Annotated in this window: 20 protein-coding genes; 11 read left to right on the forward strand and 9 right to left on the reverse strand. The window is 70.7% G+C overall.

All coding sequences use genetic code 11. The features are described 5' to 3' along the window. The 7 genes from HKK72_RS16945 to HKK72_RS16970 form a co-directional block, all read right to left on the reverse strand. Complete coding sequence (locus HKK72_RS16945) at positions 1-228, reverse strand: hypothetical protein (protein ID WP_187235342.1); 228 nt, start codon at positions 226-228, stop codon at positions 1-3. A 65-nt stretch (positions 229-293) separates the two neighbouring features. Then, positions 294-668 carry a hypothetical protein gene (locus HKK72_RS16950; protein WP_261986893.1) on the reverse strand — a complete coding sequence of 125 codons (375 nt, stop codon included), beginning with the start codon at positions 666-668 and terminating at the stop codon, positions 294-296. A gap of 64 nt (positions 669-732) precedes the next feature. Beyond that, the gene (locus HKK72_RS41045) at positions 733-891 is read right to left on the reverse strand and encodes a hypothetical protein (protein WP_261986894.1); all 159 of its coding nucleotides are present in this window, start codon (positions 889-891) and stop codon (positions 733-735) included. 127 nt (positions 892-1018) lie between these two features. Further along, positions 1019-1771 (reverse strand): PP2C family protein-serine/threonine phosphatase, encoded by a 753-nt coding sequence (locus tag HKK72_RS16955; protein ID WP_187235344.1) that lies wholly within the window; start codon positions 1769-1771, stop codon positions 1019-1021. 36 nt (positions 1772-1807) lie between these two features. Then, on the reverse strand, positions 1808-2452 hold the full coding sequence (locus HKK72_RS16960; protein WP_187235345.1) for a response regulator: 645 nt from the start codon (positions 2450-2452) through the stop codon (positions 1808-1810). Continuing rightward, entirely contained in the window at positions 2449-3588 is a 1140-nt protein-coding gene (locus HKK72_RS16965; protein ID WP_315987298.1) for a GAF domain-containing sensor histidine kinase, read from the reverse strand. The genes HKK72_RS16960 and HKK72_RS16965 overlap by 4 nt, the downstream gene beginning before the upstream one ends. 76 nt (positions 3589-3664) lie before the next feature. Then, the gene (locus HKK72_RS16970; protein ID WP_187235346.1) at positions 3665-4438 is read right to left on the reverse strand and encodes a hypothetical protein; all 774 of its coding nucleotides are present in this window, start codon (positions 4436-4438) and stop codon (positions 3665-3667) included. A gap of 71 nt (positions 4439-4509) precedes the next feature. On the opposite strand from HKK72_RS16970, the gene HKK72_RS16975 reads away from it, so the two are divergent. From HKK72_RS16975 to HKK72_RS16995, 5 genes are all read left to right on the forward strand, one after another. Beyond that, positions 4510-5298 (forward strand): ABC transporter ATP-binding protein, encoded by a 789-nt coding sequence (locus HKK72_RS16975; RefSeq protein WP_187235347.1) that lies wholly within the window; start codon positions 4510-4512, stop codon positions 5296-5298. A gap of 129 nt (positions 5299-5427) precedes the next feature. After that, on the forward strand, positions 5428-6183 hold the full coding sequence (locus HKK72_RS16980; protein WP_187235348.1) for a sulfite exporter TauE/SafE family protein: 756 nt from the start codon (positions 5428-5430) through the stop codon (positions 6181-6183). An 89-nt stretch (positions 6184-6272) separates the two neighbouring features. Further along, on the forward strand, positions 6273-6530 hold the full coding sequence (locus tag HKK72_RS16985) for a hypothetical protein (RefSeq protein ID WP_187235349.1): 258 nt from the start codon (positions 6273-6275) through the stop codon (positions 6528-6530). Between the two features lie 221 nt (positions 6531-6751). Further along, complete coding sequence (locus HKK72_RS16990; protein ID WP_187235350.1) at positions 6752-7282, forward strand: DivIVA domain-containing protein; 531 nt, start codon at positions 6752-6754, stop codon at positions 7280-7282. Positions 7283-7340: 58 nt separating this feature from the next. Further along, positions 7341-8717, forward strand: a complete 1377-nt coding sequence (locus HKK72_RS16995; protein ID WP_187235351.1) for a hypothetical protein — start codon at positions 7341-7343, stop codon at positions 8715-8717. A gap of 103 nt (positions 8718-8820) precedes the next feature. On the opposite strand, the gene HKK72_RS17000 is transcribed toward HKK72_RS16995, so the two are convergent. Continuing rightward, positions 8821-9753, reverse strand: a complete 933-nt coding sequence (locus HKK72_RS17000) for a Rieske 2Fe-2S domain-containing protein (RefSeq protein ID WP_187235352.1) — start codon at positions 9751-9753, stop codon at positions 8821-8823. Positions 9754-9985: 232 nt separating this feature from the next. On the opposite strand from HKK72_RS17000, the gene HKK72_RS17005 reads away from it, so the two are divergent. The 6 genes from HKK72_RS17005 to HKK72_RS17030 all read left to right on the forward strand — a co-directional run bounded on the left by HKK72_RS17005 (position 9986) and on the right by HKK72_RS17030 (position 17589). Then, the gene (locus HKK72_RS17005) at positions 9986-12271 is read left to right on the forward strand and encodes a molybdopterin-dependent oxidoreductase (RefSeq protein WP_187235353.1); all 2286 of its coding nucleotides are present in this window, start codon (positions 9986-9988) and stop codon (positions 12269-12271) included. A 118-nt stretch (positions 12272-12389) separates the two neighbouring features. Further along, entirely contained in the window at positions 12390-12821 is a 432-nt protein-coding gene (locus tag HKK72_RS17010) for an NfeD family protein (RefSeq protein WP_187235354.1), read from the forward strand. Positions 12822-12823: 2 nt separating this feature from the next. Beyond that, positions 12824-14029, forward strand: a complete 1206-nt coding sequence (locus HKK72_RS17015) for an SPFH domain-containing protein (RefSeq protein WP_187235355.1) — start codon at positions 12824-12826, stop codon at positions 14027-14029. Between the two features lie 147 nt (positions 14030-14176). Next, positions 14177-14665, forward strand: a complete 489-nt coding sequence (locus tag HKK72_RS17020; protein WP_187235356.1) for a Fur family transcriptional regulator — start codon at positions 14177-14179, stop codon at positions 14663-14665. A gap of 19 nt (positions 14666-14684) precedes the next feature. Then, the gene (locus HKK72_RS17025) at positions 14685-16127 is read left to right on the forward strand and encodes a catalase (RefSeq protein ID WP_187235357.1); all 1443 of its coding nucleotides are present in this window, start codon (positions 14685-14687) and stop codon (positions 16125-16127) included. Positions 16128-16314: 187 nt separating this feature from the next. Further along, a complete protein-coding gene (locus HKK72_RS17030; protein WP_187235358.1) occupies positions 16315-17589 on the forward strand; it encodes a hypothetical protein in 1275 nt (424 codons plus the stop codon). A 42-nt stretch (positions 17590-17631) separates the two neighbouring features. Here the strand turns inward: HKK72_RS17030 and HKK72_RS17035 are convergent. Then, a partial coding sequence (locus tag HKK72_RS17035) for a CapA family protein (RefSeq protein WP_187235359.1) occupies positions 17632-18315 on the reverse strand: 684 nt, incomplete at its 5' end.

The following is an 18315-nucleotide window of genomic DNA, read 5'->3' on the forward strand; positions in this document are numbered from 1 at the left end:
TCACCGCAGGCCCCCCGCGATGCGTCCGGCGTGCTTCTTGTGCGCCGACTGCCGGCGTACGCCCAGTGCGGAGGCGATCGCCTCCCAAGACCAGCCGTGGGCGCGGGCGTTGGTGACGTGCACCGCTTCCAGCTCCTCGACCAGCCTGCGCAGGGCGGCCACCGCCGCCAGTCCCGTCGCCGGATCACGACTGTCCACGGCGGCGGCCAGTTCCGTCATCGATGTCATGGTGTCAGTCTAGGCTGACATCCCTCAGTATGTCATCCCAGACTGACAAAATCTCTACCGGCGGGTCACCGGGCCAGCGAGGCGGCGAACCAGCCGGCCTTGCCCGGACCGCCCACGTTCGCCGAGCCGAAGGCGCGGGCCCCGCTGGTGGTGACGCCGCTGCCCGTTCCGTTGAGCAGCACGAACATGCCGTCCCAGGCGTTCTCGCCCGGCGCTCCGATGGCGAGGTCCCACCGGTCGTCGCCGTTCAGGTCGTTGAAGGCCACCTCGCGGCCGAACCGGTCGCCCGCCTCGCCGGCGTGCACGAAGTCGACGAGGCCGTCGCGATTGAGGTCCCCGGGGGCCACGGAGCCCCCGACGAGGGTGTCGGGCGAATCGCCTGAGAAGTCGACGCGAGCCGAGCCGAGGCTCGTCGCACTGCCCAGCAGCATCGTCACCACGCCCGCGTCCCGGTAGGACCCGAGGTTCTCGCCAGGTGCGCCGATGACGAGGTCGGCGTACCCGTCACCGTTGTAGTCCCCGGCCGCGGTAGCCGTCGCCGTTGAAGTCGCTGGAGATGCCCAGCGGCGCGGCCGAGGCCGGCGGGGCGGGCGCCGCGACAAGCGCGGCGGCGGCCAGCGCCGTGGTGAATCCGGCCACGATGGAACGACGCTTGGGATGCATGGAGGGCCTCTCGCCGTTAGATGATCAAGAAGGTGGCGAGAACTCTAAGGCCCGTTACTAAGCGGCGAAAGTGCTTTTAGTCCCTATTTGTCAGGGTTGGCCACAACCGGCTGCCGCCCCGGTCGCGTCATGAGTGGTTGGCGGCGGCGCCCACGATCACCGGCGGTCCGGGCTCGGCCGTGCCCTCGACCACGTCGGCGAGGACGCAGGTGATGTTGTCCGGACCGCCGCCCTGGTTGGCCAGCTCGATCAGGCGCCGTACGGCCTCGTCGAGATCATCGGTGGAGGTCAGCACCTCGTAGATCTGCTGCGGCCCCACGACACCGGTCAGCCCGTCGGAGCACAGCAGATAGCGGTCGCCGACCTTGGCCTCGCGCGGCGTCATGTCCGGCTCGCCCTCGCTGCGGCCGTCGAGGACGCGGAACAGCACGTTCGACAGCCGTGACGCCCCCGCGCCCTCTTCGAGCAGTTGGTCCAGCGTGTGGTCCTCGGTGATCTGGAACAGCTCTCCCGCACGGAGCAGGTAACCGCGCGAGTCGCCGATGTGGGCCAGCGCCATGTACGGACCCGACCACAGGACGGCGGTGAGCGTGGTGCCCATGCGGTCCAGCTCCGGGTGCTCCGCGATCACATGGCGCAGCGTCTCGTGGGCCCGCTCAACCGCCTCGCCGAGCGTGTCGACCAGCCGGTCGGGCGGCACCTCGGCGTCGACGGACCGGAGAGATTCGATGACCGTCGAGCTTGCGACCTCACCACCGGCGTATCCGCCCATGCCGTCGGCGACCGCGAGCAGGAAGGAGCCCGCGTACGCGGAGTCCTCGTTGTTCTGGCGGCTGACTCCGACGTCCGAGCCTGCGGTGTACCTGATTGCGACGTTCATACTGGTTTCTGATGTCGATCTCGTGAGTAGGGTTCGCTAGCCCTCGACGAGTCCGTGCCGGACGGCGTGCAGAGCCGCCTGGGTACGGTCGGCGAGGCCGAGCTTCATCAGGATATTGGAAACATGGGTCTTGATCGTCTTCTCTGAGACAACGAGCTCGCGGGCGATCTCCCGATTGGACCGGCCGAGGGAGATCTGGACGAGCACTTCGCGCTCCCGGTCGGTCAGCGCGGCCAGTCCCGGGTCCTGCTCCGCCGCACCGCCCGGGGGCGGCTGGCTGAGCATCGCGTCGGCAGCGTCGGGTGCGAAGAGCACATGCCCATCGTGCACCGCCCGGATGGCCTGCACGAGCGCGTGCGGGTCCACGTCCTTGTACAGGTAGCCGGCCGCGCCCGCGCGTACGGCCGGCAGTACGTGGCCGCGTTCGCTCATGCTGGTCAGCACGAGCACCCGGGCCGTGACCCCGCGGGCGCGCAGCTCGCTCAGCGCCGCCTGGCCGCCCACCCCCGGCATGTTCAGATCGAGCAGCACCACGTCCGGATCGAGCGACTCGGCCAGCGTCACCGCGTCGGCGCCGTCCACGGCCTCGCCCACGACCTCGATGTCCTCCTGCACGCCGAGAAAGGTCCGCAGGCCCTGCCGTACGACCGGGTGGTCGTCGGCGATCAGAACCCGGATCACAGCGGCACCTCCAGCCGGACGAGTGCGCCTCCGCCGGGCCCGGACCCGATGGTCAGGGACCCCCCGACGGACATGGCCCGGTCTCGCATCGATGTCAGCCCCAGTCCGTCGCGGCCGCTCTCGGCCGCGGCGTCGAATCCGCCGCCGTCGTCTTGGACCTCCAGGATCACATGGTGAACCGACGCTGACAGCGTTACGGCGATCCTCGTCGCCCGGGCGTGTCGCAACGCGTTGTACAACGCCTCCTGGGCGACACGGAACACCACCGCCTCGCGCTCGCCGGTCAGCGCGATCGACTGGTCGGCCGAGAACGTCAGCTCGGCGCCGTACGCCCGATCGAGCACTTCGACGTGCTTGCGCAGGGACGCGAGGAGGCCGTCGGCCAGATCGGCCGGGCGGAGTTCGAAGATCACGGCGCGCAGCTCGGCCAGCGCCTCGCCGGCGAGCCGTTCGACCTGCTCGAGTTCCGCGATCGTACGGACCGGATCGTGTTCCGCCAAGGCCGCGGCGGCACGCGCGGTCAGCCGGAGCGAGAAGAGCTTCTGCGCCACCGCGTCGTGCAGCTCGCGGGCGAGCCGGTTGCGCTCCTCGACGACGGTCAGCTCACGTGCGCGCTCGTGCAGCCGCGCGTTCGTGAGGGCCATGGCCGCGTGCGCCGCGAACAGCGTGAGCAGTTCCTCGTCGTCCTCGGTGAAGCCGCCCGGGGTGCGCTTGTTGGCCAGGAAGATGATGCCGACCGTCTGGTCGCCGTCGCGGATCGGCACCCCGAGGAAGTCCTTGAGGATGGGGTGAGCGGTCGGCCAGCCGTCGAAATCGGGCTCCTTGCGGATGTCGGCGAGGCGGTGCGCCCGGGGCTCCCGGAGCATGACGGCCAGCATGCCGTGCTGGCGGGGCAACGGCCCGATCGCGTCCCACTCCTCGTCGGAGACGCCTTCGACGACGAACTCGGCGAAGGACCCCTCGTCATCGGGTACGCCCAACGCGGCATAGCGGGCGTCCAGCAGCTGGGCCGCCGCCCGCACGATCACCTGGAACACCTCGTGCACGGACAGGTGCCGTGTGACGGCGAGTACCGCCGCGCTCACCGCGTGCAGAGCGACTCCCCGATCGGCGCAGGCGCCGCAATGAGTGCTCACGGCTCAGACCGTACTCTGCGGCCCCGCTTCGCGGACTCGTGAATCCGGCCCGGCTTCGGTGGCGGGGGCGGCGCGATCAGGGCACCGGGTCGAAAGCGCTGTTGTGCGCGGCGACCCTTGCACGCCGTACGGCACGGTCGAGCAGGCGCAGGGCGTCGGCGCGCCGGCGCATCTGATCGGCGGTGAGGCCCTCGCTCTCCACGCGCCGGGCCAGGTCGACGACCATCGCGAGCCGGCCGGCGAGCGCGGCCACGCGGTGCGCCCGCGCCGGATATCCCGGCGCCAGTTCGCCCGTCGGCTCACCGCGATGGGACTCCCTGACCTGGGTGAGGGCCTCGGCCATCTCCGGCCGCCAGTCCGACACGTCCTCGACCAGCAGGAGCGCGTCCGTGGCGTCCCGCAGGGCGAGGGACAGTTGGTGGTCGGCCTCCGGCAACGACGGCACGTCGGCGATGCCCGGCCGGGCGCAGAGAACGTTCCAGCGGACGCCGATGTAGGACGAGCCACGGCGGTCCTCGGCCGGCACCAGCCCGACCGGTCCCGTGGCGAGGGTCACAAGGGCGGCCCCGCCCGCCTCCAGAGCGGCCGTGTTGAGCTCCGGCGGGCCGGTGAGCCCCAGGAGGTCGCCGGGGGCCGGAAGGGCCAGTTTGAGCGCGCTCATCCCCGCCACCCGCAGGCAGCCGAGCCCGCGCCGCAGCGGCACCTCGCCGCTCTCGCCGGGAATGCCGGTCACCACGTGCTGCCCGTTCACCCGTTCGATTGCATCGGTGGCCTCGTCCAGCCCCACGTGGCCGCTCAACCAGGCGTTGCCCCAGGCGACGAGTGCAGGGGAGGCTTGTGCGACGTGCATGCCGACCACCATAAGTGCTCCAGATGGCATAAGTTCGTCCACGGAGATGGGATTCCTTGGGGAAGGGCGCGATGACCGGAGAGGTACTGCAACTTCACGGTGTCGGGGTCCGACGCGACGGGGCGGCACTGCTCCGGAACATCGACTGGACGGTCAACGAGAACGAGCGCTGGGTCATCATCGGCCCCAACGGGGCGGGCAAGACGACGCTCCTGCAGGTCGCGGCCACCACGCTGCATCCGAGCGAGGGTGAGGTCTCGGTGCTCGGCGAGCGGCTGGGCCAGACCGACGTCTTCGACCTGCGGCCGCGCATCGGTTTCACCAGCGCCGCCGTCGCCGAGAAGGTGCCCGCGAGCGAGAAGGTCATCGACCTGGTGCTGACGGCGTCGTACGCCATCATCGGGCGGTGGAAGGAGGAGTACGACTCCACCGACCTCACCCGGGCGGTCGAACTGCTCGACGCGCTCGGGTGCGCGAGCCTGATCCGGCGTCGTTTCTCGACGCTCTCGGAGGGCGAGCGCAAGCGGGTGCTGATCGCGCGGGCGCTGATGCCCGATCCCGAGCTGCTGCTGCTGGACGAGCCCGCCGCCGGTCTCGACCTGGGCGGCCGCGAGGGTCTGCTGGCCCGGCTCAGCCGGCTCGCCGACGACCCGATGGCGCCCGCGATGGTGCTGGTGACGCACCACGTGGAGGAGGTGCCCGAGGGGTTCACGCACGCGCTGCTGATCCGGCGCGGCTCGGTGATCGCCATGGGGAAGGTCGACGAGGTGTTCACCGGCCAGCACCTGTCGAAGTGCTTCGGTCTGCCGCTGACCGTCGAGCGCCAGAACGGCCGCTGGTACGCGCGCGCCGCTCCCTGACCGCCTCCTGCGGCCCGGGGGCCTCGCCGTCCCTCGGCGCGACTGTGACGTCGACCCGCCGTTCACGGGGGTACGGGGTCTCTCTACGATCGGGCTGGTGAACAGCCGGTCGTGCCGAGGAGTGCCAGCGTGAACGTGCTGGACGCGACCGCCGTACTCGGCGCCGGCATCGCGGCCGGCGGGATCAACGCGGTGGTGGGCTCGGGCTCGCTCATCACCTTCCCGGTGCTCATCGCCCTCGGCTACCCGCCGGTCGTCGCCAACGTGTCGAACAACGTGGGTCTGGTCCCGGGGTCGGCGACGGGCATCTTCGGTTACCGCAAGGAACTCGACGGGCAGCGCGGCCGGCTGCTCCGGCTCGGGATCGCCTCCGTGCTCGGGTCGCTGCTCGGCGGCGCGCTGCTGCTCGGTGCGCTCAGAGGCGCGTTCGACTTCATCGTCCCGGTGCTGATCATCATCGCGTTGGTGCTGGTCGTCGTCCAGCCGCGGTTGAACGCGTGGCTGGCGGCGCGCCGCCAGAAGCACCACCCGCACGGCGGGCCGTGGCTCTGGGCCGGCGTCTTCGGCGCGGGCGTCTACGGGGGTTATTTCGGCGCGGCCCAGGGCATCGTGCTGATCGCGCTGCTCGGCATCTTCCTCGACGACGACCTGCAACGGACCGTCGGCACCAAGAACGTGTTGACGGGTCTGGTCAACGCGTCCGCCGCCGTGCTCTTCGTCGCGGTGGCCGACGTGAACTGGGCCGTGGCGGGCCTCATCGCCGCCGGATCGGCGGTCGGCGGGCTGCTCGGCGCGTCGTTCGGGCGCAGGTTGCCCGCGCCGGTGCTGCGCGGCTTCATCGTCGTCATCGGTCTCGTCGCGGTCGTCAAGCTCTTGCTCGGCTGACCAGCCATTCTGTATGCCTGTGGCCGGTTCAAGTGATCCGCCGGAGGGTATAAGTCGAATATACGTTCGATGAGGCGGAGGGTCACGCCATGAAGGGCGACTGGGTCGAGATCGTCATCGATGCCGGAGGGGTGACGCGGACGTACGAGGTGGTGGCCACCCGGGCGGGACGCCGGGTCGATATCACCAACAGGCGGGGCGTGGTGGAGGTCAGCGAGGTGACGCGCACGGGCACTCCCGTGCGCACGGCGCGATTCATGGCCAGCAGGGTCCTCGCCCTGGTGGAGCACCCGGTGGGGGACGGCGAGCGCCCCCGGCTCGAGGGCGAGAGCCCCACCGATCAGTGAGGCCCGATGACCGAGGGGGCTGCTCGCTCAGGGCCGACCGCTGAGGGGTCTGCTCACTGAGGGGTCCGCCGGCCGGTGGCTTCGGCCCCGGCCGGCGCGGCTCCGATTTTCTTTACCCGCGAACCCGGGGTCGGCGACCCAAGAGAGTGATTACTCAGAGCAATGAAAGGGTAGCGTTGTGTGTGGATCGCTCCTGCGGCCTGACCGAGAAGGGTTCCCCCATGACGCAGCTCGACGACGTTGTCACCCACGCGGATACTCCCGCCGGGAACCCGGGCGCCGCTGACGGGCCCCCCGCGGCCGAGCCGGGCGGCCCCGCCGTCGGCGCCGAGGCCGGCTGGCTGACCCCGGCCGACGTGCACAACAAGGTGTTCGCCACGGTGCGGTTCCGCGAGGGCTACGACCTGGGCCAGGTGGACACGTTCCTGTACGAGGTCGAGACCACGTTGAGCGGAATCCTCCGCGAGAACGCGGCGCTGAGGGCCCGGCTCGACTCTTCGCGGCATGGCCCGGGGTCGGCGGCCGACAGCGCGTCGCGGATCGTCGCGCTGGCCCAGCAGACGGCCGACCGGGCGATCGTGGAGGCCCAGGGAGAGGCGAGGGAGATCATCGCGGCGGCCAGGGTGCGGGCCGAGGCCGTCAAACGCGAGGCCCTCGCCTATGGCAGCCGGCTGCGGGAGAGCCTGGAGAGCCAGATCGGTCAGCTGCGGGGCCTGCTCGTCGAGATCGACGAGCGGGACGAGACCTACTGACACGTGTCCGGATCGGCGGATCGGTCAGTGGTGCCGGCTCGCCAGGGAGGTGTCGAGCATGCCGCTCAGTCACTGGATGTCCGCCGCGCACCCCGTGCTCGGGGAGGGGGAGCCCTCTGGCGGCAGGGTGTGGGCGGCGGTGCTGCTGGTCTCGATCTCCACCGTCGCCGGGGCATGGCTGGCTCGCCGCAGGCCCAGGCATGTGGTGGCATGGCTCGCCATCGCGTCCGCGACGATGCTGGTGGTGACGCTCACCGACCTGCTCCCCGACGCGTGGCGGGACGCGGTCGAGACCGGGGTCCCCCTGTGGGTGGTGGGCGCCGCGGTGGCGGCCGGCTTCCTCGCCATCGCCCTCTTCACCCGTGAGGGCCATGGCCTCGAGATCGCCTCCGACGAGAACGTCATCGCCGGACATGCGCCGGGGCGTCACCGGCGGTTGAAGGAGGCCGTCGGAGCCGCGTTGTTCGGCGGCATGGGCACCGCCACGGCTCTGACGACGCACCGCGCGATCGAGGGCGCCACGCTGGCGCTCAGCACCTCCGCCGTGGTCGTCATGGCCCTCGTCGTGCACTCCGCCAGTGAAGGTCTGGCGCTGGCGGCGCTGCTGGACATGGCGGACCAGCGGCTCGGCCCGTGGCTCGCAGTGGCGTGCGGCAGCCCGGTGCTCGGCGTCGTCATCGCGATGGTCGGCCCGTTGCCGGGGCGGCTGGTGCCGGTGCTGCTCGGGATGGTGGCGGGCGTGCTGCTGCGCACTGCCGTGGTCGGTCTGCGGCTCGCGATCCGCAAGCGGGAGGGCGATCGGCTGGTGACGCGGCAACTCGCGGTCGCCGCGGTCGTCGCGCTCACGGTCAGTGCGCTGCTGGCGATGGGCCATGAGGTCCAGCGCCGAATGGGACGGGATCAGAGCACCCGGTACATCGAGACGTTCGGCCACGCCGCCCGGCCGCCGCGCCGCACCATCCGGCCCGGTGAGCTGGGCCCGCACAGAAGGTCGCCCGCCGGCTCGAAGTCGAGCCAGGGGCAGGGGCGGCGCCAGTCCCAGGCTTCCAGGCCGGGGCCGGCGCGGCCGACCGCGCGGCCGACCGCCGCCAGGTCGCCGAGCTCGAGTGCATCGACGCCGGGTACGCGGGCGCCGCGAACACGGGCGCCGCGAACACGAGCGCCGCGAACACGGGCCGGGCGAGACCGGGCGGCGATACTGGCATCGGTCAGGTCCGGCCGCGCCAGCGTGGCCGAGGTGTTCGAGCGCAGGGACGCCGCCGCCAAGCGCCTGCGAGTGTCGCGGCTCCTGCGTGCGGTGCCCGGGTATGACGCGTCCAGGGCCGCGGCGCTGATGGCGCGCGGCGGAGTCGACCAGAAACGCCGTGTGGGCGGGCTGAGCAAGCGGCAGCGCCGCGGCCTGCTGAGGGCCCTCGCCTGTCGCTGTCCCCGGTGACCGGAGCCGGTGCAGCCGTCGCCCAGAGGCTGTCACGCAGAGCCCGTCGCCCAGGAGCCGCCGCCCAGCACTCGTTGCCCGGCCTTGACTCTCAGCTTGTCGCTCAGACCTTCGGGCGGACCTGGACGGTTCCGTTCTCGGTGACGCGGGTCTCGAACGCGGGCTGCCGGCCGGTGGCGGGCCCGTGCACCACCGAGCCGTCGCGTACCCGGAACGTACTGCCGTGCCACGGGCACACGACGCAGAGGGCGGTGTCCCCTGTGAGGTCGGTCTCGGTGACGATCCGGCCCTGGTGCAGCGGCCCCGCCAGGTGCGCGCACCGGTCGGCCAGCACGTGAATGCCGTCCTGCGTCCGCAGCACGAACAGGCTGATGTAGCCGAGCCGGCGGTGCACCGGCCAGCCGTCCGGCAGCTCGTCGGCGGTGCACAGGTCGTGCCAGCCGAGCGGGACGAGGTGCGAGACCGGCTCGGCGTGACTGGCCCCGGCGCCCTGCCGGAACGCGAGGTGCCCGCCGAGATAGGCGCCCGCCATCAGGAAGGTGAAGCCGGCGTAGCCGAAGGCCTTGCCGGCGGCGGTGTGGCCGCGGTGCCGGGTGAACAGCGACAACAGGTAGAGGGCGCTCGCGGTGGTCGTGCCGAGGGCGTGGACGAGGCCGACCCGCTGCTGTTCGGGATGCAGCGCCGACCAGTCGGCCAGCCCGGTCAGCGCGGTGGGGATCGCTCCCGCCAGCCCCGCGCCGATGAGGATCTTCGACGCCTGCTCGGTACCGGGCAGCAGATCGAGGACGCCGGCCGACATCCAGCAGCCGACCGAGACATCGGTCAGCGGCGGGTGTGCGGGGTGACCCGCGGGCACACCGTGCAGGGTGTCCTTGACGGGGCCGGGACGGAGGACCTCCCTGATCGCCCTGGAGATCGTCCGGGCGGGACGATCCAGGCCGCGGGCGTGTTCCAGCCCCTCGGCGAGATCTACCGGATGGGGCCGCGGCAGTGGCCGGGATCCTCGCCGGAAGATCTTGCTGACTCTTTGGTTCACGATCCCGATCCCCCTTTTACCGGTAACGGAGGTCCGTAATCGACAGTAGCTCCCAGGTATATCCAGGGGCCACCCGCGGGTCGGACGGCCGCTGATCGGTGTGTGATTCCCTTCCCGGCGACGGCGGTGGCGAACCCCGGCCGCGTCCCTATGGGCCGGAGTGGGGCGCCGAGGGCAGAATGTCGGTGACCGCTGCCATCCTTGTGGGGCATTCCGGTGAAGGAGCATGGCGATGAGCCGTACGGCATACCGCACCTGCCCACTCTGCGAGGCCCTGTGCGGGCTCGAGCTCACCGTCGAGGGGCACCGGGTGACCCGGGTGCGCGGAGACGCAAAGGACCCGTTCAGCAAGGGCTTCATCTGTCCCAAGGGCGCCACGCTGGGCGTTCTCGACGGCGACCCGGACCGGCTCCAGGAGCCGCTCGTCCGTTCCGGGGACGAGCATGCGAAGGCCGACTGGGAGCATTCGTTCGCGGTCGTCCAACGCCGGCTGCGCGAGATCATCACAGCACACGGCGCGAACGCCGTCGCGATCTACCTGGGCAATCCGAGCGCGCACACCATCGCCGGTCCGCTCTACGGTGCCGCCGTCGTCAAGGCGATCGGCACCAGGAACCTCTACACCGCGAGCACCTCCGACCAGATGCCCAAGCACGTGAGCAGCGGCCGGATGTTCGGTGATCCCATGGCGGTCCCGGTGCCCGATCTCGATCGCACCGACCATCTGCTCATGCTCGGCGCCAACCCGCTCGAGTCCAATGGCAGCCTCTGCTCGGCGCCGGACTTCCCCGGCCGGCTCAAGGCCATCCGCAGGCGCGGCGGCACGATCACCGTGGTCGATCCGCGCCGCACCCGCACCGCCGCCCTCGCCGACCGGCATGTCTTCATCCGCCCCGGAGCGGACGCCTACCTGCTCCTCGCGCTGGTGCACACGCTGTTCGCCGAGGACCTCGTCCGGCTGCGCCATCTCGCGCCGGCCGGCCCGGCGGCCTCGGCCGGGCCGTCCGCTCCGAGCCCCGCCGTGAACGGCCTCGACGATCTCCGCGCGCTGGCCGTGGGGTTCTCTCCTGAGACGGTGGCCGAGACGACGGGCATCCAGGCGGCCGAGATCCGGCGGATGGCGAGGGAGCTGGCCGCCGCCGACCGCGCCGCCGTCTACGGCCGGCTCGGCACCTGCACGCAGGAGTTCGGCACCCTCGCCAGCTGGTTGGTCGACGTCCTCAACGTGCTGACCGGCAATCTCGATCGCGAGGGCGGGGCGATGTTCCCACGGGCCGCCCATGTGCCGGTCTACCGGAAGAAGCGGCCGTTCACGAGCGGCCGCTGGCAGAGCCGGGTGCGCGGCCTCCCCGAGATGAACGGCGAGCTCCCGGCGGCGACTCTCGCGGACGAGATCCTGACCCCAGGGGTCGGACAGGTCCGGGCGCTCATCACGATCGGGGGCAACCCGGTGCTGTCCACCGCCAACGGCGCCCGGCTCGACGAGGCCCTCGCCGGCCTCGACTTCATGGTCAGCGTCGATCCCTATCTCAACGAGACCACCCGGCACGCCGACGTGATCCTGCCACCGCCCCGGCCGGCTCAGACCGGGCACTTCGACCTCGCCCTCACCGGCTTCGCCGTCCGCAACTACGTCCGCTACTCCCCGCCGGCCATTCCGCCGCCGGACGGCCGGCCCACGGAGAGCGACATCCTGGCGAGGCTCGCGACCATCGCCTCGGGCCAGGACGCCGATCCCGCCCTGCTCGACGAGTTCATCATCGGCTCGACGCTGGCGAAGGCGACGGCCGCCGAGGGCTCGCCCGTACAGGGCCGGGATCCGGCCGAACTCCGTGACCTGCTGCGCGGGGACTCCGGAGCGGAGCGGCGGCTGGACATGATGCTGCGGCTCGGCCCGTACGGTGACGGCTTCGGCGCCGAGCCGGACGGGCTCACGCTCACCGGGCTCCGTGACGACCACCCCCACGGCCTCGACCTGGGCGCCCTCACCCCACGCCTGGGGGAGGTCCTCTGCACCGCGTCCGGCCGGGTCGAGCTCTGCCCACCGCCCTTCGCCGCCGATGTGGAGCGGCTGCGCGCCGGCCTTCGCACGGGTCCGGCCACCGAAGCGGAGCCCTACGTCCTCATCGGCCGCAGGCACCTGCGGTCCAACAACAGCTGGCTGCACAACGTGCCCGAGCTGGTCGGCGGCTCGAACCGCTGCACGCTCCAGCTGAACCACGACGACGCGGCCCGTCTCGGTGTCGGGGCGGGCGACCTCGTCCGGGTCATCTCGCGCACCGGGGCCGTCGAGGCCGTGGCCGAGCCGACCGAGTCACTGATGGCGGGCGTGGTGAGCCTGCCGCACGGGTGGGGGCACGATCGGCCGGGCACGCGTATGCGCACCGCGGACGGGCACGCGGGGCAGAACGTCAACGCGATCACCGATGAGCGGGAGATCGACCCGCTGTCGGGCAATTCGGTCTTCAACGGGGTCCCGGTCCGGCTGGAACCGCTCGGTCATCAGATCCCGGTCTGACTCCCGCGTCGAGGCGCCCGCGAGCCGCCGAGCCAATAAAACGCACCAGGCATGGCAGTCTCGGCGATCGCGGGGTTACGGTGAATCCAGGACAAGCGGCCGCCTCTGAGGAGATGCGATGGAGGCCTGGGTCGTCTGGATGATCATTGCGGCCGTGCTCGGCGTGGCGGAGCTGGTCAGCTTGACGCTGTCACTCGGCCTGCTCGCGGTCGCGGCGCTGGCCGCCGGGGTCGTCGGAGTTCTCGGCCTGCCCCTTGCGGCTCAGGTGGGGGTGTTCGCCGCCGCCTCGGTCGCGGGACTCGTCGTCGTACGTCCGGTGGTCACCCGGCACATCCGGCAGCCGCCCCCGTTGCGGTCCGGAACGGCCGCCCTCGTCGGCCGCGAGGCGCTCGCGCTCACCGAGGTCTCCAGACGGGCGGGGCGGGTCCGGATCGGCGGCGAGGAGTGGACCGCCCGGCCGTACGACCCCGACGTCGTCATCCCCGAAGGCGCCGCAGTGGACGTTCTCGCGATCGAGGGCGTGACCGCTCTCGTTTATCCCCGGGAGTAGCCATGACCGACATCGCCGTCGCCGTGCTCATCGCTCTGATCGGTGCGATGGTCGTGCTGACCACCGCGGTGATGCGGGCCGTATGGATCATTCCGCAGGCGCGCGCCCGCAACGTCGAACGCCTGGGCCGCTACCATCGCACGCTCGAACCGGGCATCAGCTTCATCGTCCCGTTCGTCGACCGGGTCAAACCGCTGATCGATCTGCGCGAGCAGGTGGTCTCGTTCAAGGCCCAGCCGGTCATCACCGAGGACAACCTCGTCGTCTACATCGACACCGTGCTCTTCTTCCAGGTCACCGACCCGCGGGCGGCCGACTACGAGATCGTCGACTACATCAAGGCCATAGAGCAGCTCACCGCGACGACGTTGCGCAACGTCATCGGCACCCTGGACCTCGAGGAGAGCCTCACCTCGCGTGACCGGATCAACACCGCGCTGCGCGGCGTCATCGACGACGCCTCGGGCAAGTGGGGCATCCGGGTGACCCGGGTGGAGATCAAGGCGATCGAGCCGCCGCCGTCCATCAAGGACGCCATGGAGAAGCAGATGCGCGCGGAACGCGAGAAGCGCGCCGCCATCCTCACCGCCGAAGGACAGCGGCAATCCAAGATTCTCACTGCCGAAGGCGAGAAGCAGAGCGCGATCCTCAAGGCCGAGGGCAAGAAGCGGTCCCTGATCCTCGAAGCCGAGGGACAGTCCCAGGCGATCGAGGAGGTCTTCAGCGCGATCCACGACAACGACCCCGATCCGAAACTGCTGGCCTACCAGTACCTTCAGACGCTGCCGCAACTCGCGCAGGGCGAGGGCAACACGTTCTGGGTGATCCCGGGCGAGGTCACCTCGGCGCTGCGCGCGGTGTCGCAGGCCTTCGGCGGCTCGGGCGACGAGGCGCCCGAGGCGTCCGCCGAGCGGGTGGGGAGCAGGGGCGGGGCCGGCGGCCGCAGCCGCGCACGCGAGCGGGAGCAGGAGCGCGAGCGCGCCTCGGTCGAGTCGGGCGGCGGCCCGCAGGGGCTGGAGGCCGAGCAGGTCCACACCCCGCCGTTCGAGCTGGCTCCCGGCCTTTCGCCCGTGCAGCCGCCCGTGCAGCCGCCCGTCCGCGGCGAGGCCGCCGCGGACGCCCCCGCCGAACCGGCGGGGGAGGGTCTGGCCGAGCCCGCGGGGAACAGCGGATCGTCGAGAGAATCGGGGAAGAGACGCCCGACATAGGGAGGCAGGCGAGATCCGGCGGAGGCTGCGACAGGCCGCTGACCTGCGCGAACCTTTGCCTACTGTAACTAAGATGTATAAATCGTTTTCTTGACTCATTCGTGTTTAGGTGAGTACGTTGACTGCTGTGACCAGGAGGCCGTACCGATGACGCCCCTCGCAGCCCAGGAGCTGCGCGGTGCGGGGCTTCGGGTCACCGCCGCCCGCGTCGCGATCCTTGAAACCGTGCGGGCCGGCGACCACCTCGATGTGGAGGCCATCGCCGTCGGCGTACGCGACAAGGTGGGGCACGTCTCCACCCAGGCCGTCTACGAGGCGTTGCACGCGCTCACGGCGGCGGGTCTCCTGCAGCGGATCGAGCCGGCCGGAAGCCCGGCCCGATACGAGGGACGCGTCGGCGACAACCATCATCACCTGGTGTGCCGCCAGTGCGGAAGGATCAGCGACGTCGACTGCGCGGTGGGACACGCGCCGTGCCTGGAACCGATCAGCAACGCCGGTTACCAGGTCGAGCAGGCCGACGTCATGTACTGGGGCATCTGCCCGGACTGCCAAGGGGCAACGCGCGAATCCGAGCCGGCCGCGAAGCGGGCCCTGCCACGCTCCCCGCGACCCCGGCAGAGCGGAAACGAATGAGGCAAGGAGAAGTCGCACCATGACTGAACGCCCCGTGACCACGACCGACGCCGGTATCTCGGCGCCGAGCGACGAATTCTCGCAGTCCGTCGGGCCGAACGGCCCGCTGCTGCTGCAGGACCATTACGTCATCCAGAAGATGGCGCAGTTCAACCGCGAGCGCGTGCCCGAGCGCGTGGTGCACGCCAAGGGCGGTGGCGCCTACGGTGTTCTGGAGATCACCGAGGACGTCTCGCAGTTCACCAAGGCCGGCCTGTTCCAGCGGGGCAAGCAGACCGATCTGCTCCTGCGCTTCTCGTCCGTCGCCGGAGAGCTCGGCAGCCCGGACAGCGGCCGTGACCCGCGTGGCTTCGCGCTGAAGTTCTACACCGAAGAGGGCAACTACGACCTCGTCGGCAACAACACCCCGGTCTTCTTCATCCGCGACCCGCAGAAGTTCTCGGACTTCATCCACTCGCAGAAGCGCCGCGCCGACACCCATCTGCGCGACAACAACATGCAGTGGGACTTCTGGTCGCTGTCCCCGGAGTCGGCGCACCAGGTGACGCTCCTGATGTCCGACCGCGGCACCCCGTACAGCTGGCGGCACGTCAACGGCTACGGCTCGCACACCTTCCTCTGGTACAACGAGGCCGGCGCGAAGTTCTGGGTGAAGTACCACTTCAAGACCGACCAGGGCATCAAGAACTTCACGGGCGCCGAGGCCGACGCCATGGCCGGCAGCGACCCCGACCACCACATCCGCGACCTGCACACCGCCATCAAGAACGGTGAGTTCCCGTCCTGGACCGTGCAGGTCCAGATCATGCCGTTCGAAGAGGCCGCGGACTACCGGTTCAACCCGTTCGACCTGACCAAGGTGTGGCCGCACGGGGACTACCCGCCGATCACCATCGGCAGGTTCACGCTGAACCGGAACCCGCGGAACTACTTCGCCGAGATCGAGCAGGCCGCGTTCGAGCCGGCCAACATGGTTTCCGGCATCGCCGCCTCGCCGGACAAGATGCTGCAGGGTCGGCTGTTCTCCTACCCGGACACCCACCGGTACCGGATCGGCCCGAACTACCTGCAGCTCCCGGTCAACCGGCCGAAGTCGCCCGTCCACTCGTACAACAAGGACGGCGCCATGCGGTACGAGAACCCGAGCGACCCGGTGTACGCCCCGAACTCGGTAGGCGGCCCGGCGGCCGACCCGCAGCTGTGGGCGGGCGAGAGCTACGAGATCGCGGGTGAGATCATCCGCAGCGCCTACCGGCTGCACCCCGAGGACGACGACTTCGGCCAGCCGCGCGCGCTGTGGGAGAACGTCATGAACGACGTGGACCGCGACCACCTGGTGAGCAACATCGTCGATCACGCGTCGGCGCCCGAGGTCACGGCCGAGATGAAGCCGCGCGTCGTGGAGTACTGGCGCAACGTTCAGAAGGACCTCGGCGACCGCGTCGCCAAGGGCCTCGGCTGAGGCGGCGGCTGACACCGGCATCGCCGAGTATCGCCGAATGACGCGGTGACCACCTGACACCGCCTCCCGAGAGGGCGGCCGGACCCAGTGCCGGCCGCCCTTTGGCGTCTCGGACCCGCCTTGGGCCCGGCGCCCCAGGGCCCGCAGGCCCTGTTGACCCCGAACGCTCGTGCATAACGTCCGGGTCGTGACTGCCGCGCCGGGCGCACCCGGAACAGACCGTCACCGTGCGTCCGCTCCACCCGGCGACAGCGGTGAGGGGCCGGTGTCGTACGTGGTCGTCGTGGCACTGGTCGCGACCCTCGTCGGCGCCCTCGTCGCCCATGGACTTCCCGCCGTTCCCGATCGGATCAGCGCCGCCGTCTGTTCGGTGACCGGTGGACGGGACTGCGCTGCCACCAGCGGTGTCGCCGCACCGGGGGACACCGCCTCGCCAAGGGATCCCGCGGCCGCACCGGGCGATCGGGGCCGTCCGACCGGGCTCCCGGCGGATCCGGGGCCCGCCGCCGGCGACGGTGCCGACGATCGTCTGCAGAAGAACGACGGCAACTGCCGGCCCATTTTCGACAACTTCTGCGGGGCGGTCGACGGTGTCCGACTCGGTATCTGGGACGCGTCCAAGGACGTGTGGGGGTCGGTGACCCTCAACATCTGTCTCGCCGGGCTTTGCGGTTTCGAAAAGCTCCAAGAGAAGCAGTTGGCGATCCTTCAGTTGGTGACCCATCCCATCGACAGCGGCAAGGCCATGTGGAAGGACACGACCGAGCCGATCCGACACGATTGGGAGACCGGCCACGAGTACCGCGCCGTCAACCGGACCGTACCCACGATTCTCGGCATGGTCTTCGGCAGCCGTGGCCTCGGCGCGATCGGCAAGCTCGGCAAGGTACCGGACCCCGAAGGGGGCAAGGTGGATGGTCCCAAGGGGAAGGGCGACGAGGACGCGTCCGACAAGGGTGGTGCGCCGTCGGTGCGGCAGGTCGACCTGAAGAGTCCGGAGATGACAGAGCGCTTCCTGGCGGCTCCGGTCTTCCAGAAGAAGGCGATCGTCACGGTCGATACGGCCAAGGGCGGCGAAGAGATCACCACCTTCCGCCCTGACGGGTCGGTCGAGACCGTCAACATCGCGAAACCCGCAGACAAGATCATCACTAATCCGCCGCGCGATGGCCGTCCGGGTGAGCGTTACATCACCACGGCCGAGAACCTGAGCAAGCGCTATGACGACATCGGCGGCGGTCGCTACCGCGCCAAGGGCGTGCTGCGCGCCGTCCGCAACCCGTACGGCCAGGATGTCGAGATCGTCGCTCCGTGGGGTGAGCGGATGTCCGGTGAGCCGGACTGCTGGTTCGTCGCGCAGGTCGACCCGGCACATCCCGACGTGCTCACCGCCGACAGGTACATCATCTTCCCGAAGGCCTTCGCGGACGACTTCGAACCCTGGGCCGGTCCCACATCGTGAGCCGCTCGTACGAGGGCCGGTACGAGGACATGGGCGGCGGGCTCAGGAGGACGGCTTCGCGGGCTGGGCAGTGACGTCGGCGCAGCGACGCAGGCCCTCCCACTCGGTCTGCGCCTGCCGGGCCGCGGCGCCGGTCAGCGGCTGCGGTATCCCGCCCGAGATCACGGCGGGCGCCCAGTCGGCCTTGGTCACCTTCCCGCCGTCGAACGTGAGCGTGAGCACGCCGCTCTGCGCGGTGCGGCCGCTGGAGTTGTAGAACAGGAAGTTGCCCAGCCCGTAATGGACGTACTTGCCGTTGCGGAAGCCGCCGGCCTGCAGCACGTGCGCGTGGCTGCCGACGACCGCGTCGGCTCCCGCCTCGATGAGCCGCCCGGCGAGGTCGCGCTGCGCCGGGGTGGCGCAACCGTTCAGCTCCTGCCCCCAGTGCAGGTTCACGATCACGGTGTCGGTGGATTCGCCCGCCTGCCGCACGGCCCGCACCAGGCGGGGCACGTCCTTGGCCGAGGCCAGCCCCGCCTTGGCGTCGGTGGCGGTCCACGCCTGGATGAGGTTGTCGTCCAGCACCTGGGTGGCGCCGATGACGGCGACCTTGTTGCCCTTCACCGTCGCGACGTACGGCCGGTACGCCTCGGTGGCGTTGCCCCCGATGCCGACGGTCGGCAGGCCGGCCTGCCGACCCGCGGCGACCGAGTCGCGCAGCCCGGCCTCGCCGTAGTCCATCCCGTG

It is taken from the genome of Actinomadura sp. HBU206391 (genome assembly GCF_014323665.1).
Taxonomy (GTDB): domain Bacteria; phylum Actinomycetota; class Actinomycetes; order Streptosporangiales; family Streptosporangiaceae; genus Actinomadura_C.

Bases quoted from the DNA above. Each gene is read 5' to 3' on its own strand.
- HKK72_RS17020 (WP_187235356.1), top strand. From the start codon at position 14,177: ATGACGCCCCTCGCAGCCCAGGAGCTGCGCGGTGCGGGGCTTCGGGTC.
- HKK72_RS16955 (WP_187235344.1), bottom strand. From the start codon at position 1,771: ATGAACGTCGCAATCAGGTACACCGCAGGCTCGGACGTCGGAGTCAGC.
- HKK72_RS16990 (WP_187235350.1), top strand. From the start codon at position 6,752: ATGACGCAGCTCGACGACGTTGTCACCCACGCGGATACTCCCGCCGGG.
- HKK72_RS16975 (WP_187235347.1), top strand. From the start codon at position 4,510: ATGACCGGAGAGGTACTGCAACTTCACGGTGTCGGGGTCCGACGCGAC.
- HKK72_RS17005 (WP_187235353.1), top strand. From the start codon at position 9,986: ATGAGCCGTACGGCATACCGCACCTGCCCACTCTGCGAGGCCCTGTGC.
- HKK72_RS16970 (WP_187235346.1), bottom strand. From the start codon at position 4,438: ATGCACGTCGCACAAGCCTCCCCTGCACTCGTCGCCTGGGGCAACGCC.
- HKK72_RS17025 (WP_187235357.1), top strand. From the start codon at position 14,685: ATGACTGAACGCCCCGTGACCACGACCGACGCCGGTATCTCGGCGCCG.
- HKK72_RS16945 (WP_187235342.1), bottom strand. From the start codon at position 228: ATGACATCGATGACGGAACTGGCCGCCGCCGTGGACAGTCGTGATCCG.
- HKK72_RS41045 (WP_261986894.1), bottom strand. From the start codon at position 891: ATGCATCCCAAGCGTCGTTCCATCGTGGCCGGATTCACCACGGCGCTG.
- HKK72_RS17015 (WP_187235355.1), top strand. From the start codon at position 12,824: ATGACCGACATCGCCGTCGCCGTGCTCATCGCTCTGATCGGTGCGATG.
- HKK72_RS17010 (WP_187235354.1), top strand. From the start codon at position 12,390: ATGGAGGCCTGGGTCGTCTGGATGATCATTGCGGCCGTGCTCGGCGTG.
- HKK72_RS16995 (WP_187235351.1), top strand. From the start codon at position 7,341: ATGCCGCTCAGTCACTGGATGTCCGCCGCGCACCCCGTGCTCGGGGAG.
- HKK72_RS16985 (WP_187235349.1), top strand. From the start codon at position 6,273: ATGAAGGGCGACTGGGTCGAGATCGTCATCGATGCCGGAGGGGTGACG.